Source organism: Nonomuraea dietziae, from assembly GCF_014195505.1.
Lineage (GTDB): Bacteria > Actinomycetota > Actinomycetes > Streptosporangiales > Streptosporangiaceae > Nonomuraea > Nonomuraea roseola.
This window is the reverse complement of record NZ_JACIBV010000001.1, coordinates 8523549-8545017: the sequence shown is the minus strand read 5'-3', so window position 1 is coordinate 8545017 and position 21469 is coordinate 8523549. Positions and strand designations below refer to the sequence as shown.

Annotated in this window: 21 protein-coding genes; 17 read left to right on the top strand and 4 right to left on the bottom strand. The window is 71.1% G+C overall.

The features are described from left to right. Positions 1 to 82: 82 nt before the first annotated feature. The 3 genes from FHR33_RS40635 to FHR33_RS40625 all read left to right on the top strand — a co-directional run bounded on the left by FHR33_RS40635 (position 83) and on the right by FHR33_RS40625 (position 2418). On the top strand, positions 83 to 658 hold the full coding sequence (locus FHR33_RS40635) for a TetR/AcrR family transcriptional regulator (protein WP_246452331.1): 576 nt from the start codon (positions 83 to 85) through the stop codon (positions 656 to 658). Positions 659 to 787: 129 nt separating this feature from the next. Further along, on the top strand, positions 788 to 1858 hold the full coding sequence (locus FHR33_RS40630; RefSeq protein WP_183659371.1) for a DUF6745 domain-containing protein: 1071 nt from the start codon (positions 788 to 790) through the stop codon (positions 1856 to 1858). Between the two features lie 101 nt (positions 1859 to 1959). Then, a complete protein-coding gene (locus FHR33_RS40625) occupies positions 1960 to 2418 on the top strand; it encodes a DUF8820 family protein (RefSeq protein WP_183659369.1) in 459 nt (152 codons plus the stop codon). Positions 2419 to 2484: 66 nt separating this feature from the next. Here FHR33_RS40625 and FHR33_RS40620 read toward each other — a convergent pair whose 3' ends face one another. Next, a complete protein-coding gene (locus FHR33_RS40620) occupies positions 2485 to 3654 on the bottom strand; it encodes an ABC transporter substrate-binding protein (protein ID WP_183659367.1) in 1170 nt (389 codons plus the stop codon). A 324-nt stretch (positions 3655 to 3978) separates the two neighbouring features. Here FHR33_RS40620 and FHR33_RS40615 point away from each other — a divergent pair, with 324 nt between their 5' ends. The 8 genes from FHR33_RS40615 (at position 3979) to FHR33_RS40580 (ending at position 12338) form a co-directional block, all read left to right on the top strand. Then, positions 3979 to 4959, top strand: coding sequence for an inorganic phosphate transporter (locus FHR33_RS40615; protein ID WP_183659365.1), 981 nt, complete (start codon positions 3979 to 3981; stop codon positions 4957 to 4959). Then, on the top strand, positions 4956 to 5615 hold the full coding sequence (locus FHR33_RS40610; RefSeq protein ID WP_221241437.1) for a DUF47 domain-containing protein: 660 nt from the start codon (positions 4956 to 4958) through the stop codon (positions 5613 to 5615). Before FHR33_RS40615 ends, FHR33_RS40610 begins: the two co-directional genes overlap by 4 nt. Positions 5616 to 5711: 96 nt before the next feature. Then, positions 5712 to 7544, top strand: coding sequence for an ABC transporter permease (locus tag FHR33_RS40605; RefSeq protein WP_183659362.1), 1833 nt, complete (start codon positions 5712 to 5714; stop codon positions 7542 to 7544). Next, positions 7545 to 8642 (top strand): ABC transporter ATP-binding protein, encoded by a 1098-nt coding sequence (locus FHR33_RS40600; RefSeq protein ID WP_183659360.1) that lies wholly within the window; start codon positions 7545 to 7547, stop codon positions 8640 to 8642. It begins immediately after the preceding gene. Beyond that, positions 8639 to 9403: an HAD family hydrolase gene (locus tag FHR33_RS40595; RefSeq protein WP_183659358.1), complete on the top strand. Its 765-nt coding sequence runs from the start codon at positions 8639 to 8641 to the stop codon at positions 9401 to 9403. Before FHR33_RS40600 ends, FHR33_RS40595 begins: the two co-directional genes overlap by 4 nt. After that, a complete protein-coding gene (locus tag FHR33_RS40590; RefSeq protein ID WP_183659356.1) occupies positions 9394 to 10197 on the top strand; it encodes an inositol monophosphatase family protein in 804 nt (267 codons plus the stop codon). The genes FHR33_RS40595 and FHR33_RS40590 overlap by 10 nt, the downstream gene beginning before the upstream one ends. After that, the gene (locus tag FHR33_RS40585; protein WP_183659355.1) at positions 10194 to 10970 is read left to right on the top strand and encodes a Cof-type HAD-IIB family hydrolase; all 777 of its coding nucleotides are present in this window, start codon (positions 10194 to 10196) and stop codon (positions 10968 to 10970) included. The genes FHR33_RS40590 and FHR33_RS40585 overlap by 4 nt, the downstream gene beginning before the upstream one ends. 93 nt (positions 10971 to 11063) lie before the next feature. After that, positions 11064 to 12338, top strand: coding sequence for a phytase (locus FHR33_RS40580; RefSeq protein WP_183659353.1), 1275 nt, complete (start codon positions 11064 to 11066; stop codon positions 12336 to 12338). A 34-nt stretch (positions 12339 to 12372) separates the two neighbouring features. On the opposite strand, the gene FHR33_RS40575 is transcribed toward FHR33_RS40580, so the two are convergent. Then, positions 12373 to 12978, bottom strand: a complete 606-nt coding sequence (locus FHR33_RS40575) for a TetR/AcrR family transcriptional regulator (RefSeq protein ID WP_221241436.1) — start codon at positions 12976 to 12978, stop codon at positions 12373 to 12375. Positions 12979 to 13061: 83 nt separating this feature from the next. Here FHR33_RS40575 and FHR33_RS40570 point away from each other — a divergent pair, with 83 nt between their 5' ends. Next, entirely contained in the window at positions 13062 to 13988 is a 927-nt protein-coding gene (locus FHR33_RS40570) for an oxidoreductase (RefSeq protein WP_312895961.1), read from the top strand. Between the two features lie 70 nt (positions 13989 to 14058). Then, complete coding sequence (locus FHR33_RS40565) at positions 14059 to 14766, top strand: TetR/AcrR family transcriptional regulator (RefSeq protein ID WP_221241435.1); 708 nt, start codon at positions 14059 to 14061, stop codon at positions 14764 to 14766. A gap of 24 nt (positions 14767 to 14790) precedes the next feature. On the opposite strand, the gene FHR33_RS40560 is transcribed toward FHR33_RS40565, so the two are convergent. Continuing rightward, entirely contained in the window at positions 14791 to 16401 is a 1611-nt protein-coding gene (locus FHR33_RS40560; protein WP_183660596.1) for an FAD-binding oxidoreductase, read from the bottom strand. A 128-nt stretch (positions 16402 to 16529) separates the two neighbouring features. Here FHR33_RS40560 and pdxR point away from each other — a divergent pair, with 128 nt between their 5' ends. Next, positions 16530 to 17972 carry a MocR-like pyridoxine biosynthesis transcription factor PdxR gene (gene pdxR / locus FHR33_RS40555; RefSeq protein ID WP_183659348.1) on the top strand — a complete coding sequence of 481 codons (1443 nt, stop codon included), beginning with the start codon at positions 16530 to 16532 and terminating at the stop codon, positions 17970 to 17972. On the opposite strand, the gene FHR33_RS40550 is transcribed toward pdxR, so the two are convergent. Further along, complete coding sequence (locus FHR33_RS40550; RefSeq protein ID WP_183659346.1) at positions 17969 to 18526, bottom strand: winged helix-turn-helix domain-containing protein; 558 nt, start codon at positions 18524 to 18526, stop codon at positions 17969 to 17971. The genes pdxR and FHR33_RS40550 overlap by 4 nt on opposite strands. A 63-nt stretch (positions 18527 to 18589) precedes the next feature. On the opposite strand from FHR33_RS40550, the gene FHR33_RS40545 reads away from it, so the two are divergent. From FHR33_RS40545 to FHR33_RS40535, 3 genes are all read left to right on the top strand, one after another. After that, positions 18590 to 19789, top strand: a complete 1200-nt coding sequence (locus FHR33_RS40545) for an MFS transporter (protein ID WP_183659344.1) — start codon at positions 18590 to 18592, stop codon at positions 19787 to 19789. Positions 19790 to 19794: 5 nt separating this feature from the next. Further along, a complete protein-coding gene (locus FHR33_RS40540) occupies positions 19795 to 20556 on the top strand; it encodes a hypothetical protein (protein WP_183659342.1) in 762 nt (253 codons plus the stop codon). 97 nt (positions 20557 to 20653) lie between these two features. Then, positions 20654 to 21463 carry a serine/threonine-protein kinase gene (locus FHR33_RS40535; protein WP_183659340.1) on the top strand — a complete coding sequence of 270 codons (810 nt, stop codon included), beginning with the start codon at positions 20654 to 20656 and terminating at the stop codon, positions 21461 to 21463. Positions 21464 to 21469: the final 6 nt, after the last annotated feature.

Here is a 21469-nt window from a genome sequence, read left to right as displayed (position 1 = left end):
CTCGTAAACGGGGTGGGCCCCCATTTGTGCCTTCGCTAAGATATGGAGGGCCACCCCGTTTAGCAAGCCCAGTGGAGAGCCGATGTCCCCAGATGCCACAGCCGCGCAGGCCGGACGGCCGATGCGCGCGGACGCGCGCCGCAACCGCGACCGGATCCTCGCCGCGGCCGAGACGGCGATCGCCGAGCACGGAGCGGAGGCGTCCCTCGAGGAGATCGCCCGGCACGCGGGGGTCGGCTCGGCCACCCTGCACAGGCACTTCCCCTCCCGCCAGTCGCTGCTGGAGGCCGTCTTCAGCGGCAGGGTGGAGGCCCTCTGCGCGAAGGCGGGCGAGCTGGGCGCGCAGCTGGACCCGGCTCCCGCGCTGGTCGCGTGGCTGCGAGCCGTGGGCACGCATGCGGCGGCCAACCGCGGGCTGGCCGCGTCACTGCTGGGAAGCGACCCGGCGATGGGCGCCAACTGCCACACGATGATCGTGAACGCCGGCGGCGAGCTGCTGGAGCGCGCGCGCCGGGCGCACGCCGTACGCGAAGGCGTCGCGATCGTCGATCTGCTCAAGCTCGTCAGCGCCATCTCGCTGGCCACCGAGCAGGAGCCTGGCGGCGCGGCCGAGGCCGACCGCCTGCTCGCCCTCGCGATCAACGGCGTGCTCGCCTGACGTCTCCTCACCCATGGAGGACCGCGACCCGTGTCGCCGGCGCACGGCGGGGGCCTCTTGCGGCGAGGGCGCGGGAGCTGTCATCCTCTTAGGCATGATCACTGAAAGGGGCGATGTCGCCCGCGCTCTGTGAGCGTCCCCCGGCGGCTGGAGGCCGCCGACATCCGTGACGAATGGCTGGGCTGGGCGTTGTCGACGCTGCCCGCCGACCAGACGGCCGCCGAGGCCGCGATCTCCGAACTGTACGAACGAGCCGGACGGCCCGCGCCGCGCTTCCTCTGGGTCGGCTCCCCGAACGCCGCGATGGAGTTCGTTCCCGCCGGCATCCCGATGCGCGAGTTCGTCAAGACCCTCTCGATCGCGTCACGCCTGGCCACGCTCGGCTCCGAGCTGCGCGAGGCGCTCGACCGGCGGGTGGGCCATCCGTGGGCGCTGGCGTGGGGGCAGGGAGAGCCCGACCCCCTCGACGCCGAGGTGCGCGACCCGCTGCGCGACTTCGTCAGGGACGGCGTCTGCACGCCCCTGCGGCTGGCGCTCCCGCTGGCCGAAAGGCTGACCTGGTACGGCCAGCACGACGCGTACTGGATCGCCCACTACGACGCCTGGCGGCGGATCGGCGGCCGCACCTTCAGGGGCCTGAACGGGCAGCTCGACCTGTGGGCGACGCTGGCCCGCTCCTGCGGCTGGTGGTGGCCCATGGAGGAGCTGTGCGTGGTCTCCCTGCGGCCGGTCTCGGTGAGAACCGAGGAACAGCGCCTGCACAGCGAGCAGGGCCCTGCCGTGGCGTACGCCGACGGCTGGAGCGTGCACGCCTGGCGCGGCACCAGGGTGCCGTGGTGGGTGATCGCCGACCCGACCCCCGACAGGATCGCCCAGGAGCCGAACATCGAGGTACGGCGCTGCGCGATCGAGCGCCTCGGCTGGGAGGCCTACATCGAGCAGGCGGGGCTGCGCCTGGTCGCGACCGCGCGCGACCCCGGCAATCCCGGCTTCGACCTGCTGCTGTACGACCTACCCGGCACGGTGTGGGGCCGCCGCGCCCGTGTCCTGCTCGCCACCAACGGCTCGGTGGAGCGGGACGGCCGGCGGCGGCGCTACGGCCTCGGGGTCCCCGGCCACCTGGACGACCCCGTCGCGGCCGCCGCATGGACCTACGGCCTGTCCACCGACCACTACGCCCAGCTGGCCCGGCGCACATGAACCCGACGCACACGGAACCCGCGCACCCGAACCGAACGCACCCGAACCCGACGCACACGGAACCCGCGCACCCGAACCCGACGCACCCGGAAGGAGAACCCATGACCGTCAACCTCGCCACCCTGTCCGACCGCACCGGCCTGGCCGTACTGGAGCATCTGGAGCGGCAGGTCGCCATCCCCGTCATCGAAGGGATCCAGGCCCAGGGTGACCTCCTCGTCGTCCCGCTGCGGCTGGTCGGCGCCGCCGTCACCGTCAGGGACCTGGCGCGCTGGCAGGACGTGCCCGCCACCGGGCTCGAACTGTTGCGCGGCGCGGCGGGAGGCAATCCGCACAGCCTGGTCGCCGACCCTGGGACCTGCACGTGGACGACCGACGTGCGCGACACCTTCCGGCTCGCGCTCGGCGTCTTCCACAACAGCACGCCCGTCTACCTCCTGCACCCCGAGCACGGCGCGACGGGGTTCACGCCCGGCGCGTACGTGGTGCGCCGCCAGCGCGAGTTCGACCACCGCCTCACGCTCAGGGGCGGCGGAGGTCACCGTCTGATCGCCGACTGATCTCGCCCCTCCACGTCTGGGCGCGCGGCCGCCGACCTGGCCGCGCGCCTGCTTCGCCCTCGGCGCTCAGCCGTGGTTGAGGCGCCAGAAGTCGGAGACGGTCTGGCGGTTCTGCAGGTCTCCGAGCAGGCCCTTGGGATCGGTGTGGAAGAGCTGGCCCTTCCAGTCGGACAGGCCTGGCGGGGTGACCAGCGGCTTGACGGTGGCGTTGCCCGAGATGCCGCCCTCGCCGATCTCGTGCTTGACGCCCTCCTCGGTCATGATGAAGTGCACGTACAGCTTGGCGGCGTTGGGATGCCTGCTCTTGGCCGCGATCGCGACGTACTTCGGGTAGCTGAAGCCGACGAACGGCTGCATCCCCTCGCACGCCGACTGGGCGTACCCCTTGTCCTCGTTGTTGCGGAACTTCGAGATCGACATGAAGCCGATCTTCTTCTCGGTGGCGCTCGGCGCGCCGACGGCACCCGAGATGTCCTCGTCGGACCCGGTCAGCACCGGCTTGTTGCCCGAGAGCCGCTTGATCCACTCGTAGGCGGCGCTCTTCTCCTTGGTCTCCAGGGCCTTTCCGTACTTGGTCTGATAGGCCTGCTCCAGCGCCTGGTTGCCGTGGGCGTCCAGCTGGGTGAGGAACGACAGCACGGTGGGTTTGCCCAGCGGGTCCTGCATCACCAGCTTGCCGGCCCACTCCGGCTCGGTCAGGTCCCACACGTTCTTCACCGGGCAGCCGTCGGGTGAGAGCTTGGTGTTGTAGGCGAAGATCGTCGCCTTCGACAGGGCGAGCAGCGGATTGTGGTTCTCGGCCGGGATCTGCTCCTTCAGGTCGGCGGGCACCCACGTCTTCGCCACGCCCTGCGGGATCAGCTGGCCCACCAGGACGCCGCCGTCCTCGTACATCGCCGCGTCGATGGTGACGTTGTCGGCGGCGTGCTCCCTGAGCATCTTCTCGGCGGTCTGCGGGGTGTCGGACTTCACCCCCTCCATCGCGATGCCGTACTTCTCGGTGAAGGCCTTGGCGACCTCCTCGATGTCTCCGCTGGAGTCGTAGACGGTGAGGCTGCCCTCCTTCTTCGCGGCGGCCACCAGCGCGTCCAGGCTGAAGTTCGCGTCGATCGAGGCGCCGGGCAGCGGCGCGGCCGCCTTCGTTCCCGCCGTCACGTCGGCGCCGGTGGAGGGTGCGCACGCTGCGGCGGCCAGCGCCAGCAGCGCCGCAGGGATGAGTTTCCGGGTACGCCTCACGATGGCGTCACTCCTCTTGCCTCTCGGGGTCGTCTGCGCCGCCCAGAGCCCCGGATCCGGCACCGCAGTGCGCTCAACGATGAACGCCAGATGAACGATTTGTCAAGACATACTTACCTACTGAAATAGCAGGCTGCATATCGTCCTTATGTCAGGACAAACCATTGACTGTTCATCATTCGTTCATCTAGAACTGAAGGCCTCAGGACGAGGAGACATCATGCCTGTGGGCTTACTCGGCCTCGGTCACATCGACGCCCTTCATCCCCGCCGCTCACCCCCTGCCCCCGAGCACACCATGCCCGACCGGCGGCTCTCCCGCTGATGGAGTGGACGCTGGCGTTCGCCGCCGTGGCGGTCCTCTTCGTGCTGATCAGTGGAGCCAACGACGGAGCCACCCTCATCGGTCTCGGGCTGAGGTTCCCCCACTCACCGGGGTGGGCCGTCACCGCCATCCTCATGGCGACGCTCCTCGCCGGCCCGTACGTGCTGGGGGTCTCGGTGGCGCGGACCTTCACCGCGCGGCTCGCGGGGCTGGGCACCAGCGGCGGCGCGATGGCGTTCCTGGCCGGTGTGCTGGTCGCGGTGGCCGTGGTCGCTGCCCTGACCGGCAGAGGACTGCCCACCAGCCTGACCCTCGCCGTGATCGGCGGCATCACCGGCGCGGGGCTCGGCGCGGGGCTGCCGGTGTCGTGGTCGAGCGTGGGCGCGGTCCTGGCCGTCGGAGCCGGGGCGCCCCTGGTCGGGCTGGTCCTGGGCTACCTGCTGGGGGTCATGTCGCGGCGGGTGCCGTCCTGCCGCCGGATGCCGGGGCTCGTGCTCGCCGCCCATCTACTGGCCTACACCGCGCAGTGCGTGGCCTACGCGCTGAACGACGGCCAGAAGATGGTCGCGGTGGTGAGCGTCGCGGTCGGCGTGGGCCGCGACGGGCTGGGGGCGGTCGGGCCTGTCGAGGTCCCGCCGGCGTGGATGGCCGCTCTCACCCTGCTGTTCCTGTCCGGCTCCATGACCAGCCTGAACCGCGTCGGGGAGCGGCTGGGCCGTGGCCTGGTCCTCACCAGGCCGCTGCACGTGGTCTCGGCGGAGACGGCGGCCACCGCCGCCGTCCTGAGCAGTTCGGCGCTGGGCAGTCCGGTGAGCATGACCCAGTCCATCACCGCCGGAGTCGTCGGCGTGGCGACCAGTGAAGGAGCGAGGAAGGTGCGTTGGCAGGGCGTGCTGAACATGGGCGCGGCATGGCTGCTCACACTGCCGTCGTCGATGGCGCTGGGCTGTCTGGCCGGCCTCGGGCTGAGGCTGCTGTGAGCCGCACGGGCCGCCGCGGCCGGCGGTTGGTGCGAGCCTGGGACGATCTGCGGGGCCGGTCGGGACGGCGGGTGGTCGACCTGGTGCGCGGCCAGGTCGCCGTCGCGAGGGCGGGAGCCGTCCTGGCCCACTCGACGGCGTTCGGCGCCACCGGGCGCTCGGCCGCGCGCACCCGGATGACGGTGGTCGAGCACGAGGGCGACGCCGCGCGGGCCGAACTCGTGCGAGCTCTGCGGCGGGTACTGGCCACCCCCATCGACAGGGAGGACCTGTTCAGGCTCTCCCGCTCGATCGACGACGTCCTGGACCACCTGCGCGACTACGTGCGCGAGAGCGACCTGTTCGGACCGCGGGACCTCACCTTCGCAGTCGAGCCGCTGCTGGCCGTGATCGACGGCCTCGACGAGCTGGAGAGCGCGGTGGCGAAGATGCTCGACGATCCAGGCTCGGTCACCGTGGCCGTCCTGGCCACGCGCAAGTCCTGCAGCCGGGTCCGGCAGCTCTACCAGGCGCGGCTCACCGAGCTGTTCGCCGGCTCGCTGGAGATGGACACCCTGCGCGAAAGGGAGCTGCTGTCGCGCCTCGACGCCGTGGGGCGCCGGCTGGGGGAGGCCGCCGACGTGCTCGCCGACGCGATGCTCAAACGAAGCCACTGAGCGCCGGGAGAGCCACCGAATGTTCGCACGAAGCCATCCGATGCCGACGGGCCTCGCACTGCGGCGGTCCTCGTCAACCCCCCGAAGGAAGTCCTCATGGCTGTCAACACCAGGCGACCGGCGGAGCGGCCACCTGCCCCGCCCAGACGGCGCCGGCTGGTCTACCGGCTGCGCGTGCTGCGCCACGATCCGACCGCGGCGCTCGGACTGATCCTCCTCGTCCTGCTCGCCTACCTCGTCGTGGCGCCGCTGGTCGCGGTCCTGTCCGACGCCTTCCGCCTGCAGTACGGCGACGGCGTGCACGCCGGGCAGCAGCCCGGCGAATGGACCGGCTACTACCTGTGGCGCGTCTTCCGCTCCCAGATCAGCGGCCTGCTGTTCTGGGAGCCGCTGCTCAACACGTTGGTGATCGCGGTCGGCACCACGCTGTTCGCGCTGGTGCTCGGCGGCGGTACGGCGTGGCTGGTGACCAGGACCAACATGCCCGGGCGCCGGTGGCTGGCCGGCGCGCTGGTGGTCCCCTACATGCTGCCGTCGTGGACCTTCTCCCTGGCCTGGCTCTCGCTGTTCAAGAACGAGCGCGCGGGCGGACAGGTCGGCTTCCTCCAGGCCCAGGGCATCCGGACGCCCGACTGGCTCGCCTACGGGGCGCTGCCGATCATCATCACCCTGGGACTGCACTACTACCCGTTCGTGCTGCTCCTCGTGGGCAACGCGCTGCGCCGCATCGACGCGCAGCTGGAGGACTCCGCGCGCATTCTCGGCGCCCCGCAGCGCACCGTCATCCGGCGGATCGTGATACCGCTGATGCTTCCCGCGCTGTCCTCCGCCGTGCTGCTGGTGGTCGGCCGGGTACTCGGCACGTTCGGCACGCCGTACGTCCTCGGCCTTCCTGCGGACTACCGGGTGCTGTCCACCGGGCTCTTCCAAGCGATCCGCGACCGCAGCACGGGCGTGGCCTCCGTGCTCACCACCGTCATCGTGGTCATCGGAGTACTGATCGTCCTCGCCGACACCCGGATGATGCGCGAGCATCGCCGGTTCGTCACGGTGGGCGGCAGGGGCGCGATGGACCGGCTGGGCGACCTGCGCCGCTGGCGCTGGCCCGCCTTCGCGTTCGGTCTGCTCGCCTTCGCGGTGAGCGTCGTGGTGCCGGTGCTCACGCTGCTGCTGTCCACCGTCACCCGTACTCCTCTCGACCTTTCCACCTTCACCCTCGACTACTGGATCGCCGAGCGGCTGCCCGGCGCGGTCGGCTTCCCCCACGGTGTCCTGCGCGGTCCTGAGCTGTGGGAGGCGGCGTGGAACTCGCTGCGCATCGTCGGCCTGGCCTCGCTGATCTGCGCGATCGCGGGCCTGCTGATCGGCTACGTCGTGGTGCGGGGAACGGCTCCACGTGTGGCCGCCTTCCTGCGCCAGGTCTCCTTCCTGCCCTACCTCATCCCCGGCATCGCCTTCGCGGCCGCCTCGCTGTCACTGTTCGCCGTCGCCAGGGGGCCCATGCCCGCCCTGTACGGAACGACGTTCCTGCTGATCCTGGTGATGGCCGTGACGCACCTGCCCTACAGCTCACGCTCGGGCATCGCGGCGATGATGCAACTCGGCCGCGAACCTGAGGAGGCCGCGCAGATCGCCGGCGCCTCCTGGTGGCAGCGGATGCGGCGGATCATCTTCCCGATCCAGAAGGGCGCTCTCGTCACCGGGATCGTGCTGCCGTTCGTCTCCGGGCTCAAGGAGCTCAGCATCGTGATCATGCTGACCACGACCGGGACACAGCTGCTCACCACCCTGTCGATCGGTCTCGTGGACTACGGCTACACCCAGCTCGCCAACGCGGTCGTGCTCATGATCGCGTTGATCTCCTTCACCATGACCTACCTGACCCAGCGTCTGACCAAGAGCAGCCTGGCGTCCGGCCTAGGAGGATAGATGCCGACCATCACCCTCAGCGCAGTCGCCAAGAGCTACGGCGGAGGCGACTACGCGGTGAAAGACCTCGATCTCACCGTCCCCGACGGCGCGTTCATGTGCCTGCTCGGCCCCTCCGGCTGCGGCAAGACCACCACGTTACGGATGATCGCCGGTCTCGAGCAGCCGACCGCCGGCACCATCGCCGTCGCGGACAGGGTCCTCGACTCCGTCGAGCAGGGCCTCTACGTCCCGCCGGAGAGGCGCGGGATGGGGCTGGTCTTCCAGAACTACGCGCTCTGGCCGCACCTGTCGGTCCGCGACAACGTCGAGTTCGGCCTGCGCATGCGCAAGGTCCCCGCGCCTGACAGGCGGTCGAGGGCCGAAGCCGCGCTGAAGATGGTCCACGTCGACGACGCCATAGACCGCTACCCCTCCCAGCTGTCCGGCGGCCAGCAGCAGCGGGTGGCACTGGCCAGGATGCTGGCGATCAACCCCGGCGTGCTCCTGCTCGACGAGCCGCTGTCCAACCTCGACGCCCAGCTGCGGCTGGAGATGCGGGCCGAGCTCAAGCGCATCCACGAGGAGTCGGGAGCGACGATCGTCTTCGTCACGCACGACCAGCTGGAAGCCCTCACCATGGCCACCGACGTCGCGGTCATGAAGGACGGCGAGCTGCAGCAGGTGGCCGCCCCGATGGACCTGTACGCCAGACCCGCCAACAGGTTCGTCGCCGCGTTCGTCGGCAGCCCGCCGATGGCGATCGTCGACGTCGGTCCCGCTCCCACCGGCCTGGCCGCCTCCCTGCTGCACTTCGTGAAATCCCGCGCCGAGGGGTGCGCCCCCGCCGCCGTCGGCATCAGGCCCGAAGCGCTCCATCTCGGCGCCCCGCATGCATCCGCGTGGCGCGAGGAGGCCACGGTCGAGGCCGTGCTGCCCGCCGGCTCCTCCTGGACCGTACGGCTGCGCGTCCTCGAGACGGAGCTGTACGCGCTCTCCTACACGCCGGTCCTCGCCGCCCCCGGCGACATGCTGACCTGCTGGACCGAGCACATGCACCTGTTCGGCGAGGACGGCGGCAGGATCTCGGCCTGGGACACGCGGGGGGTGGGCGCGTGATCGGGCCCAAGGCGCTGCTCCTGGACTTCGGCGGCGTGATCGTGGATGCTGTCAAGCGCCAGACGTGGGCGGCCGAGCTCGCCGCGGAGGTGCGCGACCTCCTCGGCAGGGCCGGATTCGACGGCCTCGCGCTCGAGGAGATCGAGAGCGACATCCGGGCCGGCGCCCGCGCCGACGGCTACTGGAAGGACTCCACGTCCCGTCAGCCCGCCCCAGAGGAGATGACGCACCGCAGGTTCTGGGCCGACTTCGTGGCAGCCGACTGGCCGGACCAGGCCCGCTGGCTGGTGAGCGCCGAGGCGACAGCGCTCTGCAGGCGGATGGGCGAACTGCGCAGCGAACGCAAGCTCAGGGCGGGGACGGAGGATCTCCTTGCCGCCTGCTGGGCGCACGGCGTCACGCCCGCGGTCGTCAGCAACGCGCTGTGCGGCACGGTGCACAGGGACTACCTGGCCGGCACCGGGCTCGACCGCCAGGTGGCGGTGCAGGTCTACAGCGACGAGGTCGGCGTTCGCAAGCCCAACCCGGAGATGATCTGGATCGCCTGCCGAGCGCTCGGCGTCGATCCCGCCCAGGTCTGGTACGTCGGCGACACCTACGACCGCGACGTGGTGTGCGGCGCCCGCGCCCGGGTGGGAGCCACCGTCCTGATGGTCTCCCGGAGCACCGAGAAGATCCCTTACAAGGTGCGCCAGAGCCCTCAGGCGACCGTCGAGGATCCCCATGGCCTGCTGAGCCTCCTGGAGGAGAGATGGACCTGACCACCTCACGCGAGCTGACCGCCATCGCGGTCGAGGCGGCACGAGCGGTCGGCCAGGAGTTGCGAACCGCCTTCCGCTCCAGGCCGGACATCCGCACCAAGCGCGACTTCCACGACCCGGTGACCAAGCACGACCTGGCCGCCGAGGAGCGCATCAGGGAGGTCCTGACCGCCCGCTGCCCGGGCAGCGTCGTCGTGGGAGAGGAGGAGGGCAGCAAGGGCGAGGGCGACATCAGCTGGTACGTCGACCCCATCGACGGCACGGCGAACTTCGCCGCCGGTCTGCCGTTCTTCTGCACCTCCATCGCGGCGGCGGTGGACGGCGCGGTCGTGGCCGGCGTCGTCTACGACCCGGTTCGCGACGACGAGTTCACCGCCTCGCTGGGCGGCGCGTTCTGCAACGGCGAGCCGCTGCGCAGCACCGGTGCGCGCACGGACCGGGAGGCGGTGCTGCTGTCGAGCTATCCCACCCCTCGCGACCTGGCGGCGGAGGGCGAGGCGGCGCTGCACCGCTTCGCCCGGATGGTCAACGCCTTCGCCACGACCCGCCGCCCTGGAAGCGCGGCACTGAAGCTGGCGCACGTCGCCGCAGGCTGGTCGGATGTCGCCTACGGGACATACGTCAACGCCTGGGACGTGGCAGCAGGCTCACTCCTGGTGGAGCAGGCGGGAGGCGTCTACATCCCGCTGTCCGGCAGCCTCTTCACAGCGGGCGGCTACCTCGCCTGCGTCGGCGGCTTCGACCTCGACGGCTCCGTGATGGCCGAGGTCCACGCGGAGAGGAGGACCGCGTGATCCGCTGGATCGTCACCGACCTGGACGGCACGCTCGTGGGGCGTGACCTGGCCATGGTGCCCGCCAGCAGGCAGGCGCTGCGCCGCTTCCGAGCCACGGGCGGAGAGGTGGTCATCGCCACCGGGCGGATGGAGCGCTCGGCCCGCCGCTACTACGACGAGCTGGGTCTCGACGGGGCGACGATCCTCTACAACGGCGCCAGGACGGTGAACCTCGCCACGGGAGATGTGCTGCGCGCCCGCCACCTGCCGGTGGACGCGTGGAAGGCGCTGCTCGACCTGTTCGGCGCGCTCCCCGAGGGCGTCCACCCGGTGGTGTTCTGCGGCGGCGAGGCCCTGGCCGTGCACGACGTGGCCGGACTGCGAGACTACGCCCGGCGCGACGGGATCGCGCTGCGCGATCCCGGCGACTGGGCGGCGCTGCCGCCCGCAGAGATCACCAAGTGCATGCTGATCGGCGATCCGTTTCCCGCTCCCGACATCCCGGGAACCGTCACGGTCCGGTCCGAGCCGACCTATCTGGAGGTGCTGCCCGAGGGCGCGTCCAAGGGAAGCGCGCTTCGCGAGCTGGCCGCGGCCCGCGGCGTCCCGCTGGAGGAGATCGCGGCGATCGGTGACAACCCCAACGACATCGACATGATCACGACAGCCGGGCTCGGGGTCGCGGTCGGTGACGGTCACCCGGAGGTCAGGAAGGCGGCCGACGTCGTGGTCGGAGCCTGCTCGGAAGGAGCCGTCGCCGAGGTGGTGGCGCTGGCTCTCGCCAGACTTTGAGAAGATGTCCTGACATAAGGATGTCCTATTGCATCGGGGAAAATCCGCGGTTACGTTCGTTGAGAAGGTCCACCCCCCATACGAGGAGGCGCCATGCGTCCCCTGTCCAGACTCGTCCTGACGGTCGTGACGTTCTCGCTGATCGGAGGGATGGCGACCCCCGCCATGAGTCACGACCTCCCCTCCGTGGACCCGGAGGTGGAGACCCCCGCCCTGTTCGACGACGAGGCGGGGCACAACGCCAACGGCGACGACCCGGCGATCTGGCTGCACCCGTCACAGTCCGGCAAGAGCGTGGTGATCACCACAGCGAAGGAGGGCGGCCTGTTCGTCTACGACCTCGACGGTCGGCAGCTCCAGCACTTCCCCGCCCCCGCGGCCCCCGGCCCCGACGACGAGCCGGGACGGTTCAACAACGTCGACGTCACCTACGGCTTCGGCGGGCGAGACCTCGCGGTCGTCTCCGATCGCGGGCGGGACATCCTCCGGATCTACGCCATCTCGGACGGCCGCCTTACCGACGTGACCGACCCCGCGGCGCCGTTCGTGTTCAACGCCACCCAGCAGGAGGTCAACGAGGCGCAGACGGCGTACGGCCTGACCACGTGGAAGGACTCCACCGGCACCTACGCGCTGGTCAGCCGTCGCCACAGGACCTCGGTCGGCCTGGTCAAGCTCCTGCCGGGGCCAGGCGGCACGGTCGGCTACCAGCTGGTCAGGACGCTGGACCTGCCCGCGTCGTTCACTCTCCCGAACGGGCAGACCTGGACCCCCTGCATGGAGCCCGACGAGCTGGCGCAGGTCGAGGGCATGGTCGTGGACCAGGAGAGGGACGTCCTCTACGCGGCGCAGGAGGACGTCGGCATCTGGCGCATGCGGGCGGACCTCACCGGAACCCCGGTGCTGATGGACAAGGTGCGGGAGTACGGCGTCCCCGGTAGCTACGACCCAGAGACCGAGGAGTGCACCCCCGGCGCCGACCCCGGCTACGGAGGCCGGCACCTGAGCGCGGACGCCGAGGGCCTCACGATCTACTACCGGGAGGACGGCAAGGGCTACCTGATCGCCTCCAGCCAGGGTGACAGCACCTTCGCCGTCTACCGCAGGGAGGGCACCAACGCGCATCTCAGGCAGTTCAGGATCGGACAGGACGACGGCATCGACGGCGTCGAGAACAGCGACGGATCGACTGTGCTGAACGTCCCCATGGGCGACTTCGACGAGGGCCTGTTCGTCGCGCACGACGGCGCCAACACGCCGGCCGTGCCCGACAGGGAGAACACGAACTTCAAGTTCACCGGCTGGGGTGACATCGCCGAAGAGCTCGACCTCGACGTGGACACCGACGACTGGAACCCGCGCGACTGAGAACCGAAGCACAGCCCGGCGGCCAGGGCACCCGTCAGCGGCGGCGCAGCGCACCCGCGCGCGCCGCCGCCAGGGCGAGCAGGGCCGCCCGCTCGGCGGTGATCTCGTCGACGGGGTCGCCGGTGACCAGCAGCCGGAAGTACACGGGCGCGGCGAGGGCCTTGAGCAATTCGGAGGGGTCGGTCCCCTCGGGCAGCTCGCCCCGCTCGACCGCGCGGGCGACCACCGGCTCGGCCCTCCTGAACCTGTCGTCGAAGACCTGCCGCCTCGCCTCGGCGACACCGGGGACGTCCGCGGCTCCCGAGAACATCGCGGCCAGCAGGGCCCGCCCCTTCGGCGCCGTCATCATACGCACCAGCGAGCGAGCGAGCTCCCGCAGATCGCTTTCGATCGACCCGGTGTCGGGGATGGGCACGTCCATCGCCGACAGATCGGCCAGGGCGTCGGCGACCAGGCTCTCCCTGTCCGCCCACCGCCGGTAGAGCGTCGTCTTGTGCACCCCGGCCCGCAGCGCGACGCCCTCGACGGTGAGCGCGGCGTAACCCTTCTCCACCAGCTCGGCCAGCGTCGCCGCGTGCACGGCGTCACGCACTTTCGCGCCGCGCCCGACCTGCCGGGGACGGTGGGACTCAGAATCCATTGCAACTCCAAGTTGCGTTACAGCCGGACAGAATGCCACCATCAGGCTATCGCAACTTGGAGTTGCAAAAGGAGGGCTTTCTCGTGCACGCACACATTCCCGACCAGTCAGGGCGGATCGCCGTGGTGACCGGCGCCAACAGCGGCATCGGCTACGTCACGGCCCGCGAGCTGGCCCGCCGCGGCGCCCACGTCGTACTGGCCTGCCGCAGCCCCGAACGCGGGCGCGACGCGCTCGACCGCCTGCTCGTCGAAGCGCCGGGCTCGCGGGCCGAGCTGCGCCGGCTCGACCTGTCCAGCCTGGAATCGGTCCGCTCCTTCGCCGCCGGGTGGGATCTGGGACGGCTCGACCTGCTGATCAACAACGCGGGCGTGGCGATGGTCCCCTTCTCCAGGACGGCCGACGGGTTCGAGACGCACTTCGGCGTCAACCATCTGGGCACGTTCGCGCTGACGGGGCTGCTGATGCCGTACCTTCTGGCCGGCGGGGAGGCCAGGGTGGTGACGGTCAGCAGCGAGGGACAGCGCTTCGCCAGGTTCGACCTGAGCGATCTCAACGCCGAGCGCGGCTACAGCGCGCCCTTCGCCTACGTGCAGTCCAAGAGGGCCAACCTCTACTTCGCCGTCGAGCTGCAGCGCAGGATGACGGCGGCGGGCCTGCCGCTGCGCAGCATGGCGGTCGCGCCGGGCCTCACCCGCACCAACGTCCTGACAGGAGGCGCCAACGCCGGTCGCGGCGCGGTGTACCAGCGCCTCATCCGGCTGCTGGTCCGCCTGACCTTCCAGCCCACCGAGGGCGGCGCGCGCACCTCGCTGCACGCGGCCACCGCCCGGGACCTGCCGGGCGGCAGCTACGTCGCCCCCGACGGCCTCCTGGAGCTGAGGGGAGCGCCCACGATCCGTCAGGGGCACAGGGCGATCCACGACACCGTCACCGCGCGCCGCCTGTGGGAGCTGTCGGAGCGGCTCACCGGCGTCCGCTACGAGACGCCGACCGACACGGCGGCGTAACGGCTCCGAAGAGCGCTCGCCCTTGAGCACGAGCGGAGCAATCCACTCCGCGATCGATAGGATGAGCGACATGAGCGCACCCGGGAACCGCGGCAGGCGTCAGGCCGAGGCCGAACGCAACGACCGCGCCCTTCTGCAGGCCGCGCGCGAGGTGCTCGCCGCCGACGGCGCCCATGCCTCGGTCGCCTCGATCGCCGCCAGGGCAGGCGTCGGGATCGGCAGCCTCTACCGCCGTTACCGCACCAAGGAGGAGCTCTTCCAGCGGCTGTCCGCGCTCTCGCTCGAGCACTGGAACGAGGCCGCCGAGCGGGGCCTGGCCGACGACGACCCCTGGCGCGGACTGAAGGGCTTCATCACGGCGTGCGTGGAGTTCGGCCAGGGATCGCTGTCGCCGGTCGCCGGCACCATCGAGGTCACCGAGCAGATGGCGGCGAGCAGCGCCAGGGGCGATGAGCTGCTGGCCGCGCTGGTCGCCAGGGCGCACGAGGCGGGGGTCCTGCGGGCGGACGTCACCGCCGTCGACATCTCCCTGCTGATCGAGCAGCTCGGCACCTCTCCCCTGCTCGACCAGCTGCGCAAGCAGGGCCGCGACGACCTCGTCGGGGCGGCCATGGAAGCTCGCGCGCGGCTCGTGACCATCGCCGTGGACGGCCTGCGCGCCGTCCACACCGAGCCCCTGCCCGGCGGCGCGCCCAGCGGCGGGCTCTTCACCGAACGCTGGGCGCGCGCCCCCGAACCTCCTGCCACGGGCGCGAGGGGCTCGGGCCGGGCAGGCTGAGGACCCTCGCGGACGGGCGCAGGGTCAGGACAGCGGCTGGACCGACTGCGCGTGACGGAAGACGTCGCGCGGGTCCCAGCGCGTCTTCACCTGCCGCAGCCTGGCGTAGTTCCCGCCGTAGTACAGCTCGTGCCACGGCTGGTCCGAGCTGTTCCACCGCGGGTCGTTGAGGTCGACGTCGGCGTAGTTGACGAAGCAGCCGTCCGTCGTCCCGCCGCGCGCGGGGACGCCGCCCGTGGCGGCGAAGGTGTCGCGATAGCACTCCCTGATCCACTGCAGGTGCTTGGCGTCGTCGGCGGGGGGCTGCCACACCGAGGCGAACATCACCTTCACCACCGAGTCGCGCTGGGGCACCGCCGTGGCCTCGGGCCCGACCGTGTTCACCCTGCCTCCGTAGGCGGCAAGCTGGACCATGGAGCCGAGGTGCGGCTGGTAGTCGGCGCGGGTCAGGTTCCGGTAGATGCCCGCGATCTGATCGTCGGTGAAACCCCTGCGCAGGTAGGCCGACTTGTACTTCGCCCTGTCGTTCGGATTGGTCCCCGCGAAGCCGTTCCACCACACGCCGTGCACCCACGGCACCGTGCGGTGCTGGGTCTGCCGCGCGGCGACGCCGACGCCCTCGCCGATCGCCGCGGTGAAGTCGCTCATCAGCTTCTCGGCGTCCGGCCTGGTGGCGTCCAGCTGAGCGGCCAGGGTGACGGTCCCGTGCGCCTGGTGCGTCAGCCTCAGGTGGCTGAAGAGGCTGTTGTACGGCGAGTCCGGCGCGCTGTTGGCCTCGAACCACGTGCCCGCGTTGCGCACGAGCCTGGTGAATCCCTCCTGGGTCAGGCCCGCCCACGGCCAGTTCTGCACGTGGAGCAGCAGCTCAGGAGGCGGCTTCGGCAGCAGCGCGGCAGGATCGTCGCCCTTCGCCCCCGGCGTGCGGAACCAGTAACGGGTGACGATGCCGAAGTTGCCCCCGCCTCCCCCTGTGTGCGCCCACCACAGCTCGCGGTGGGGATCGTCGGGCTCCCTCGTGGCGACGACCGCCCTGGCCGCGCCCGACCTGCCGACGACCACCACCTCCACGGCGTACAGGTGGTCGACCGCCAGCCCGTGCAGGCGGTTCAACGCGCCGTACGCGCCGCCCACCACGTGCCCGCCCATACCGACGTTCTGGCAGATGCCCGCGGGGATCACCACACCCCAGCGGGTGAACAGCGTCCTGTAGACGTCGCCGACCAGCGCCCCGGCCTCCACCGCGATCGCCCGCATGGCGCGGTCGTAGGAGATCGCCCTCATCTGCGACAGGTCGACGACGACCTGGACGTCGGGACTGGTGACGAAGTCCTCGAAGCAGTTGCCTCCGCTGCGCGCCACCACGCGCCTGCCCGCCTTGACCGCTTCGGTCACGGCCTGCACCACGTGCGCGGTCGTGCCGGCCACCCTGATGTACTCGGGCCTGCCCATCCAGCGCTGGTTCGACCCCGTGCGCAGGTCGGCGTAGCGAGGGTCGTCAGGACGCACGGTGCTCGCCTGCGCCTCCCATCCCCGGCTCTCCTCGGCGGCGGCGCGTCCCGCCGCCCACGCCGTGGCCGAACTCCCGACCGCCACGGCTCCGCCCGTGATCATTGTCCTTCGCGACAGTGAGTCCATCACGCCCCTCGATGATGTCGGAAACGACACCGACGCTAGGAGGGCCGGCGGCGCGGGGACAGGGCCGATCCGCTCCCACCTGGCCAGGGCCGGTCACGCCGCGATCTCGACGCCGTAGGCTCGCCGCCATGGAGTTGCACGTCAGCCTGGACAGGAGCGACCTGTCCGGGCAGATCTACCGGCAGATCAGGCAGGCCGTCCTGGACGGGCGATTAAGGCCGGGCGACCCGCTGCCCTCCAGCAGGGAGCTGCACCGGCGCCTGCAGGTCTCCCGCAACACGGTGTGCACGGCCTACGAGCGGCTGACGGGAGAGGGCTTCCTCGTCACCCGCACGGGGGCGGGCACCTACGTCAGCGCGGCGGTGCGCCAGAGCGCGGCAGACGGCGGCCCTGCCGGTCAGGCACTGCGGGCCAGACCCCTGTGGGAGCGGGCAGCCGACCCTCCCGACCTCAGCGCGGTACGGGCCAGGTTCGACCTGCGGCCGGGCTCCGTCGACGCCCGACTGTTCCCGTACCAGACCTGGCGCAGGGTCCTCACCGCGGAGCTGCGCGCCTCGGCGGTCGGCCCCGCGACGCACGGGGACCCGCTCGGGCTGCCCGCTCTGCGCGAGGCGATCGCCAGGCACATCGGCCTGTCCCGCGGCGTGCGCACCGACGCGGGCCACGTCGTCGTCACCACGGGGACCCAGCAGTCCCTCGACCTCGTGACCAGGGTGCTGGTCGAGCCTGGCGAGCGGGTCGCGGTGGAGGAACCGGGGTACGGCATGGCCAGGAGGCTGTTCGCCTCGCTCGGCGCCCGGGTCGTGCCGGTGCCGGTCGACCGCGACGGCCTGGTCGTCGAGGCCGTCCCCCGCGGCGTGCGGATGATCTACGTGACCCCTTCGCACCAGTGCCCGCTCGGCATGCCGATGACGCTGGCCCGCCGGATGGAGCTGCTGGCCCGCGCCGAGGCCGAGGGAGCCGCGGTGATCGAGGACGACTACGACAGCGAGTTCCGCTACACGGGACGTCCCGTCGAGTCGCTGCACGGTCTCGACCGCGCGGGCCGGGTGCTGTACCTCGGCTCGTTCTCCAAGACCATGCTGCCGACGCTGCGGATGGGCTTCCTGGTCGTGCCGCCTTCGCTGCGGCGTGCCGTACGGGCGGCCAAGCATCTGTCCGACTGGCACACCGCGCTGCCGAGTCAGGCGGCGCTGGCCCGCTTCATCGACGAAGGGGCGCTGGCCCGCCATGTGCGCAGGGCCCGCCGTGAGTACCACGTGCGCCGCGACAGGGTGCTGGCCGCGCTGGCCACGGATTTGGCCCCGTGGCTGGAGCCGGTCCCCGCCGCGGCGGGCCTGCACGTCAGCGCCTTCGCCCGAACCGGCGGCGTCCATGACCTGCTGGACGTGGCGGCGCTGGCCCTGGACAAGGAGGTCGCGGTGTGGACGCTGGCCGGCCACTACCAGACCGAGGCGGTACGGCCCGGCCTGATCCTGGGCTTCGGCGCCATCCCCACCGACCGGCTCGACGAGGCCCTCGCCCGGCTGCGCGCCTGCCTGGCGGAGGTTCTGGGCCGGTCGCCGCGCTAACCGTCGTGATCGCGCCGAAGCGGGAAGGCGTCGAAGTGGATGACGACGTGCTCTCCCTCCTCGTCGTCGTCCAGCGCGTCGATCAGCTCCTGCACACGCCTGCCCAGCTCGGCCAGGTGCTCGCGGTTGAGCCGCATCGACCGCCTGGTGTGCGTGGTGGCCTCGATCCAGTCCCGTGAGGCCTCGCGCGACTGCTCGACCCAGCGCAGCAGCTCGGTGTTGCGCTGTCGGACGATGCCCGCCATGAGCACCTCCGCCGCCTCGGCCGTCGCGGGGTCCTTTCTGAACCTGTCGGTGTCGGTGCTGAAGCCCGCGGCGCGCCACCACCGCTCCTTGCCCCTCGACTTCTCCGGCACCTCGACGATGAGACCGTGCTTGGCCAACTGCCGCAGGTGGTAGCTGGTCACGCCGGTGTTCTCGTCGATCCGCGCGGCCAGCATCGTCGCGGTGGCCGCGCCGTGCTCCTCGAGCAGCTCGTACATCCGCATCCGCACCGGATGGGTGAACGCCTTCAGCGCCTGGGCGTCGAGTTCCCTCGTGGTCTTGCGTTCCACTGTGTGCAGCCTTATCTTTGCAAAGAAATCTATGCACAACTTCCTATGCAAAGAGGATAGTCCGTGGGCCGCTCCTTCCGATACCTGCTCGCCGCCGCCACCTCCGCCAATCTCGCCGACGGCATGCTGCTGGCAGGGGCTCCGCTGCTGGCCATCACGCTGACCCGCGACCCCGCGCTCGTCTCGCTGGTGGGCGTCGCCACCACGCTGCCGTGGCTGCTGCTGGCGCTGCACGCGGGGGCGATCGCCGACCGGTCGGACCGCCGGCGGATCATGGTGCTCACCTCCTTCGTCCGGGCCGCGGCCCTGGCCGCCACGGCCGCCGCCGTGGCCATGGACGCGCTGAGCATGCCGCTGCTGGTGGCGATCCTGCTGGTGGCGGGGGCGTGCGAGGTGTTCAACGACACCTCGGCGCAGAGCATCGTGCCGATGACCGTCGGCAAGGAGTCCCTCGGCAGGGCCAACGGCCGCATCGTCGCCGCGCAGACGGTCGGCAACAACTTCGTCGGGGGCCCTGCCGCCGCGCTCCTGGTGGGCGTCGCGCCGATGGCCGTCTTCGGCGCGCCCGCCCTGCTCTACACCGCCGCCGGGCTGCTCCTGCTGGGCATGCGCGGCGCCTTCACCCCTGCGAAGGTCTCCACCGCGCCCCTGCGCGCCGACATCGCCACCGGCTTGCGGTACCTGATGCGCCACCGGACGGTCCGCGACCTGGCCATCGGAGCCGGCGTGCTGAACCTGTGCAACGCCGCCTACTTCGCGGTGTTCGTGCTGTGGGCGGTCGGCGAGGAGTCCGCGATCGGCATGACCTCGGGACAGTACGGCGTCGTCATGGCGGTCCTGGCGGCAGGCGCCGTCACCGGCTCCCTGCTCGCCAACCGGCTCGCGGACCTGTTCGGCGAGAACAGGACGCTTCTCACGGTCTGCACGCTCAACAGCCTGACGCTCCTGGTGCCCGTCCTGGTCCCCGTGGTCCCCGCCGTCTACGTGACGGCGGCCCTGCTCGGCGTCTCCGGCGCGGCGACCAACGTGCTGATCGTCTCGCTGCGCCAGCGCATCATCCCCGGGGAACTGCTCGGCCGCGTCAACGCCGCCTACCGCCTGATCGGGATGGGCGGCCAGCCGGTCGGCGCGGCGCTCGGCGGCGTCGTCGGCGGCCTGGCGGGGCTGCAGGTCGTCTTCGTCGGCGCCGTGGTGATGTGCCTGGCGGTCATGCCCCTTGTCTCCAGGGCCCTTGCCCGCAAGGCCGTACCTGTGGCTGTCTGAGTGACATGGCCGAGCGAACCCGCTTACTGAAGTCAGGCGAGTCGATGAACCCGGGCGACAGGCTCCTGTCGCGCAAGAGCGCGCAGGGCTGGCGCGAGTTCAAGCTGGAGTACCAGAAGGACGGCAACCTCGTCCTGTACGACCAGGGCACGCTGCCCAGCGACAAGAACGGCACGCCGCTGTGGGCCACCGACCACTGGGTGCAGGGCGGCAAGCTCACCATGGACCGCAAGCGCTCACTCAGGGTGGCCAACGCCCAGGGCGTGGTCTGGCCCGAGCCGGCCTTCCGCCACCCCGAAGGTTCCAGCCTGGTCCTGCACGACGACGGCAACCTGGTCGTCTACGGCCCCGACGGCAGGCCCGTCTGGTCGCCGTGCACCGGCACGGAGATCAGGCAGGCCTCCTACAACAGGATCAGAAGCTTCGAGTCCATCGAGCACGGCTTCCCGATCCGCTCCCCCAACGGCGTGCACACCATGGAGATCACCGACAAGGGCGTGCTGACCATCTCCGAGCAGGGCGTCCCCAGGCGCAGGGCCAGGATGACCACCCCTCGGCCCGGCAGCGTCTGCCTGCTCCAGCCCGAGGGCGCGCTGGTGGTCTACCGCAGCGCCCGTGACCGCAGACGCCACCTGGTCTCCTTCAGATCCGGTACGGCAGGCGGCCAGGGAAGCGAGCTCATCCTGCGCGACGACGGCAACGCCGTCCTGCTCGACCCGTCGGGAAAAGTGATCTGGGACTCCGACTCGGTCTTTCTACCGCTCTGACCTGCATCCCCATAAACACGCCCATATCTAGATCAGCCGAGGCGGCATATCCTTCGCGATCATTTGACATGATTACCCCTAGCGACGAGGGGATGACATGCGGGAGATCGGCGGACGGTACCGGCTGGGCGAGCAGGCCGGCCGGGGCGGGATGGGCGTGGTCTGGCGCGCGTTCGACCAGCTTCTCCACCGTGAGGTGGCGTTGAAGGAGCTGACGCTGGTCGGCGAGGCCGAGGCGGTGCGCAGGCGCGTGCTGCGCGAGGCCAGGCTGGCGGCACGGCTGACCCATCCCAGCATCGTCACCGTCCACGACCTCGTCGAGGAGCAGGGGCGGCTCTGGATCGTCATGGAGTTCCTGGAGGGCCTGTCCCTGCACGACCTGCTCTCCCAGGTCGGCACCCTGCCCGACACCTCGGTCGCCGGCCTCGGCCGCCACCTCCTCGGCGCCCTGCGCCACGCCCACAAGTCGGGCGTGCTGCACCGCGACGTCAAGCCCGCCAACGTGATGCTGACCGGCGACAGGGTGGTGCTGACCGACTTCGGCATCGCCACCGCCGAGGCCGACCTGACCTCCACCCGCTCGGGCGGGCTGCGCGGCACCCCCGCCTTCATGGCGCCCGAACGCCTGTCGGGCGGCATCGCGACCAAGGAGGGCGACATGTGGTCCTTCGGCGCGACGCTCTACAGCGCGGTCGAGGGGCGCCCGCCCTACCCCGGCAAGGACGCGGCGAGCGTGCTCGACCTGTACCGCCAGGGCGGCTTCCCCAGGCCGCGCAGGGCGGGGATGCTGCGGCCGATCATCGAGGGGCTGCTGCACCACGACCCCGCGCGCCGTCCCTCGCCGCAGCAGGCGGCGGGGATGCTGGCCAGCGTCCGCTCGGCCGGCACCTACCAGGAGGCCATCTGAGGCGCG